This window comes from Afipia sp. DC4300-2b1, from assembly GCF_049895725.1.
Taxonomy (GTDB): Bacteria; Pseudomonadota; Alphaproteobacteria; order Rhizobiales; family Xanthobacteraceae; genus Afipia; species Afipia broomeae.
In genome coordinates, this window is sequence record NZ_JAFCSX010000013.1 from 1 (window position 1) to 5370 (window position 5370).

Below are 5370 nucleotides of genomic sequence, written 5' to 3' on the forward strand. Positions count from 1 at the left end.
CTTTCGGCAGAAGTTGCGATGACGGTGGGGCGAGAGCGCCTCATGATTTCGAACACCGGCCGCTCGCCCTTCCAGTGTGTCGTTCCCGCAGTGCTGCTGGGAATTATGTTCGGAGGTGTACAGTTCACCTTGGACACGTTTCTGCGCCCAATGGCGATGATGGCCCAGATTTCCGGCCGGCTCGGCGATGACGGCCGCAGGGCCGACCGAACCATCGACAGGGGACAAAGGTGGTTCGCTTCGAAAGACGCTCTGGTAAGGGCCCGTATCGAATACGGGCCCTCACCGGTGTTGCGGGATTTGACCGTCTTCGCGACGGGAGACGATGGGCAGCTTCGGAAAGTGCTCACGGCGGCCTCGGCCAGTCCGGAGCCGGGCACAAGCTTTTGGCTGATTAAGGACGGCAGGCTTTGGGTGGCGGATGGAACCGGCTCACGCGGTTTTACGGTCGAAGTATCTCCGCAGACAGGCGAAGCGCGAGCCGATCTTGGAATGGATCCGCTGTGGGTGAGCCACTTGGATATAAGTCCGGCGTACCTGCCTCAGGTTGTTCTTCACTCGCTCGCGGGCTCGCCAGGCGGCGTCTTTGATGCCCGCATTTACCGGATGATGATTCAGGTTCGTTATGCGGACTGGTTCCTTCCGGGGAGCATGATCCTTCTCGCAAGCGGCCTGTCATTGTTTTTTCTGCGCCATGGAAGCTCTTTCCAGCGTGTGATCATGCTGGGGTTGATCGGATACGTTGTGCATGTCGCCTTGCGGGCCATCAATTTACTGGGCGGGTACGGCTACGTCTCGCCCGGCATTGTGGCCTGGTCCATTCCTTGTGTTCTCATCGCCGTCGCAACGACGGTGTTGACGTTGACGTACGCCCTCGGCACCGGGGAGGGCATATCGGGGTTGCTTCGCAAGCTGTTTGGAGGGCTTCCAGGACGGTCACATCCATGATGCCATCCCCACAAGGGGTTTGACGGAGCTGGAATATTGCACGAAAATTGAGCAATCGGGGGGGCGCGTGAAAATCCGTGATTTCAATAGGCAGATTCCGTATTAACGTAGGTATTATCAAGGGCGGGGTGGATTATTGGAATGGGGTCGGGGTCTCTTTTGGAGTTCGCCTCAAAGCGTGCGCGCCTTGCAGGCAAATCAATACTTGATAGCGGTAATCCCTGGTTTGTCCCTTTAGATCGCCTGCGGAGTGATGCGCAGTCGCGTGGAAAATCGCTCGTTAGTTTCGCGAACTACGACTACCTCGGTTTGTCGGATCGCCCGGAAATCAAGAAGGCTTCGGCCGAGGCGCTCGCGCGCCACGGCGCCGGTGCGCTCGGCTCCCGGCTCGTTGGCGGCGAGCGCTCGATGCATTCCGAGTTCGAGCATGCTGTCGCGGATTTCATTGGTGTGGAAGCCAGCCTCACGCTTGTCAGCGGCTATCTCACAAATCTGACGATCATCTCGCATCTGCTTGGTGTGAAGGACCTGCTTCTGATCGACGAGCTTTGCCACAATAGCATTTTGGCTGGTGCAAAGAACGCGAAGGCTGAACTTGTCGCCTTTCGGCACAACGACCTTGAGCATCTGGATTCCATTCTCAAGGAAAAGCGCGGCAGCTTCCGCAATTGCCTTATTGTTGTGGAAGGCCTGTACAGCATGGATGGAGACATTCCCGATCTCCCCAAGCTGCTCGAGCTGAAGTACCAGCATAACGCCTGGCTATTGGTGGACGAAGCGCACTCATTCGGTGTACTTGGCAAACAGGGGCGTGGGATCAGCGATCATTTTGGCGAAGATCCAAACGACATCGATCTCATTGTCGGAACCCTCTCCAAGGCACTCGTATCCTGCGGAGGATTTCTTTGCGCCAGGCAGGAGATCATTGACTGGTTGAGGTTCACGCTTTCGGGCTTTGTCTACAGCGTGGGTCTGTCTCCCGTCATAACAGCGACAGCTCATGCCGCACTCGACATCATCGCTGCCGAACCCGAGCTTCCGGAGCAACTGAGAGTCGTATCCGAAATGTTCCTGGCGAAAGCCCGTGCCGCCGGATTGAACACCGGTCCTGCTATAGGCCGAGCTGTGGTGCCCGTGATGTTCGGCGACCTACGTTCAACGATGTTCGCATCCCAGGAGCTTTTGAAGAAAGACATCTACGCACCGCCGATCGTACATATAGGGGTGCCCAAGGATCTGCCCCGCATCAGATTCTTTCTTTCAAGCCGCCACCGGGAAGCAGATATCGACCAGGCCATCGCTGTTCTCAAGGAGCAGGATTTTCAGGCTGCGCCCGCGACGGAATCTGTTTTCTAGACAGGCATTCAGCGTCGAACGGCCTGCGACCTTTAGCCAAGCGGCTTTTCAAATAGCCGGTATCGCTTTTTCTGTGCGGCCCCGACGAGATCAATCACATTCTTCACGCCCTCGTTTTGATCGAGAATCCAGGACAACTCCCCGATCGGGGTGCCGTTCGCGATATTAAATACCCGTGTCTCCTGAATCACCATTAAGGCGAGGGCAGCGCCGAGCGGAGAGCTTTGAAGCGCCTTTCGTACGCCCATGAGCGGCATCCGCGCGGTGAACGGTTTTCTGATTTTGAGGCGCCACAAGATCTTGGCCCAGCCGAACGGAAACAGCTTCCCGCCGAGATCGCGAATGACCTCATTCAAGTTGGGCATGATGAGCGCGAAGGCGACGGGCGCCCCGTTGTATTCCGCAATGGCCACATCACCCGGTCGTAACAGGATTTTGAAAACGGTGGCGAGGTCGGCAATCTCAGCTTTCGTCATCGGGACGAAGCCCCAATTGTCGGACCATGCATCATTTATGATATCGAGTAGCAACGCGATCTCCTGATCGATATTCTTGCTGTCCTTTCGAATGGGCCGGACTGTGATGCTGTTACGCTTTCGAGCCCATTCGACAAGCCGCATTGCGCGATCGGGAAATGGCAATCTTCCGTCATACTCATAGGTCAGCAAATCCTGCACGGGGCAGTAGCCCGCGGCTGTAATGTGCTGCTCGAAATATCGATGATTGTAGTTCATCATCACGCTCGGCGATGCATCGAAGCCGTCAACAAGCAGGCCGGGCTGATCCCAAAGCGAAAAGCTGACGGGTCCGACGATCCTGCGAATACCGGACTCGCGAGTCCAGGATTCAGCAGCCGTCAGCAACCGGCCGAAGACGGCAGGATCGTCGACAGCCTCGATAAACCCGAAATGTCCGGTGGCATCCCGATGCCGGTCGAGATGAAGCTCATCGATCTGCGCTGTGATGCGGCCGACCGGCACTCCGTTCCGGTAAGCGATCCAGAATTCGGCCTTTGCATGCTGAAAGAAGGGATTGTGCTTCGCCTGAAAATGAAATTTTCTTTCAAGCAGGAGCGGGGGTATCCAGTGTGGATCGTTTCTGTAAACGCGATATGGAAGAGTATGGAAATCGCGCCAATCCTTGCGCGTCTTCACTTGCCTGATATCGACAGGTCTCGTTTCTTTTGTGACATTCAGCATCAGATGTTCTCAAAGCCGGAAATGAAAATCCCGTGGGCGGCCATCCGGATATGAATTGCAGGGGGACGGGTCAGATTGCAACAGCCGTAGCGCGGCGGGGGATGCATTGCGCAGAATATTGATCACGGGGGCTTCCAGCGGGTTGGGGGCGGCATTGGCGGAGGCCTATTCGGCGAAGGGAATAGACGTCGTTCTGATGGGCCGAAGTGAGGAACGGCTCGCTCGGATTCGGGAGCGTTGCCGTGCAAAGGGGGCGGAGGTTCAGACCATCAGCCTGGATATTCGCGACACTGATCGCTTCCTCGCGGAAATCCGGCGTCTCGATGCCGAGGCGGCAATCGATACTTTTTTCCTGAATGCAGGCATAGGGGGCATTTCTTCGCCGGATTTCGCCAGCGAGACGACTGAGCGGGTGAAGGAGGTGTCGGAGGTGAACTTCCTGGCCCCCATGCTCGGCGCCGCTCTCGCGGGCGAATTGATGGCAGCCCGGACCAGCGGCCGGATAGTCCTGATCGGATCGATCGCACAGCAATTTCCGCTCCCGATGGCGCCGTCATATTCCGCCACCAAGGCGGGGCTGGCGATGTATTCGGAGGCGCTTCGCCTCCGGCTTGCAAAATACAACGTCAAAATCACGCTGGTCTCGCCCGGATTCATCGATACGCCCATGAACCATGGGATGGATGCGCCGAAGCCTTTCCTTATTTCCGCCGAACGTGCGGCGGCGATCATTCGGAAGCGGGTTGAAGAGGGAGTGGAGAGGATCGTGGTTCCCTGGCAGTTCTCATTCCTTGCCGTCCTCGCGGGGCTGGCGCCTCGATCGCTGGTGGCTGCGGTGCTTAAGCGGGTATAGCCGCCGTATTGGCGCGACGGCCGTCCTTGCTCGGACGTGCCAAGGGTCGATCGCGCCGGCTGGCGTCATCCGACCCCTGTTGCCAGCAATTCTGTTCCGCCTATGATATTTCTCAGGCAGTTCAATTCCGCGCTCCGCCGGCTGTCGGAGCCGATCTGATTGTCGAGAAGGTCCTTTGATGCACCCTCGCGTTACTGCGGATTATCGCACGATCCTCTGGATTGTGCTCGCCACGGCGCTGGCCGCGGCCCAATATGCTTTTCGGTCGCTCGCGCCCTATGTATGGCCGATAAGCTGCTACTTTGCACTGGCTTGCGGCGTGATCGCTCACAACCACAATCATTACCCGACATTCGAGAATGCGAAGGCCAATCACTTCTTCGCCAACTGGATTTCTATTTTTTACGGGTATCCGACTTTCGCCTGGATACCCACGCACAACATGAACCATCACAAGTACGTCAATCGCGCGGGCGATGCGACGATCACCTGGCGGCATTCCAACAAGCACACCCTTTTCATCGCGGCCACGTACTTTTTCGTTTCGAGTTACTGGCAGAGCGTTCCGATCCGCTCGTTCATCGTCAAGGCGCGGGAAAAGAACGGGCCGCTCTACCGCCAGATCGTTTTTCAGTATGTGTTCTTCGCGACCACCCACATCGCGCTGGCATATCTGGCAATCGCCTTGTATGGCCTGCGGGCGGGCCTGTTTCTCTACTGCATGGCGTTTCTCCTGCCCGCCTTCTTCGCACTGTGGACGATCATGTTGTTCAATTACGAGCAGCATGTGCATACGGATCCGTGGTCTGACTTCAACCATTCGCGCAACTGGGACGGCCGACTTCTGAATTTCCTGCTGTTCAACAACGGCCTGCACGCGGCGCATCACGAGACGCCCGGCACGCACTGGAGCAAATTGCGACCCGTGCACGAGAAGCTTGCGCCTTATATCGATCCTCGCCTTATTCATCGCAGCATGTGGGGATATTTTTTCCGCCAGTATGTGGTTGCGCC

Annotated in this window: 6 protein-coding genes; 5 read left to right on the forward strand and 1 reads right to left on the reverse strand. The window is 57.1% G+C overall.

Annotation, left to right across the window (positions count from 1 at the left end):
• Positions 1-948: LptF/LptG family permease (locus ACP7AL_RS25425; protein ID WP_425995441.1), on the forward strand; the 948-nt coding region annotated here is incomplete at its 5' end.
• 159 nt (positions 949-1107) lie between these two features.
• Positions 1108-2304, forward strand: coding sequence for an aminotransferase class I/II-fold pyridoxal phosphate-dependent enzyme (locus ACP7AL_RS25430; protein ID WP_425995443.1), 1197 nt, complete (start codon positions 1108-1110; stop codon positions 2302-2304).
• A gap of 32 nt (positions 2305-2336) precedes the next feature.
• Here the strand turns inward: ACP7AL_RS25430 and ACP7AL_RS25435 are convergent, their stop codons facing one another.
• Positions 2337-3038, reverse strand: a complete 702-nt coding sequence (locus tag ACP7AL_RS25435; RefSeq protein WP_425995445.1) for a hypothetical protein — start codon at positions 3036-3038, stop codon at positions 2337-2339.
• On the opposite strand from ACP7AL_RS25435, the gene ACP7AL_RS25440 reads away from it, so the two are divergent.
• The 3 genes from ACP7AL_RS25440 to ACP7AL_RS25450 all read left to right on the forward strand — a co-directional run.
• A complete protein-coding gene (locus ACP7AL_RS25440) occupies positions 3024-3557 on the forward strand; it encodes a hypothetical protein (RefSeq protein ID WP_425995447.1) in 534 nt (177 codons plus the stop codon). The two genes, ACP7AL_RS25435 and ACP7AL_RS25440, sit on opposite strands and share 15 nt — an antisense overlap.
• Before the next feature lies 1 nt (position 3558).
• A complete protein-coding gene (locus tag ACP7AL_RS25445) occupies positions 3559-4356 on the forward strand; it encodes an SDR family NAD(P)-dependent oxidoreductase (protein ID WP_425995449.1) in 798 nt (265 codons plus the stop codon).
• Positions 4357-4579: 223 nt separating this feature from the next.
• A partial coding sequence (locus tag ACP7AL_RS25450; RefSeq protein WP_425995451.1) for a fatty acid desaturase family protein occupies positions 4580-5370 on the forward strand: 791 nt, incomplete at its 3' end.

What these genes read in the sequence shown, in the direction of transcription:
- ACP7AL_RS25440 (WP_425995447.1), top strand. Translation starts at nt 3,024, where the DNA reads ATGATTGTAGTTCATCATCACGCTCGGCGATGCATCGAAGCCGTCAAC.
- ACP7AL_RS25435 (WP_425995445.1), bottom strand. Translation starts at nt 3,038, where the DNA reads ATGAACTACAATCATCGATATTTCGAGCAGCACATTACAGCCGCGGGC.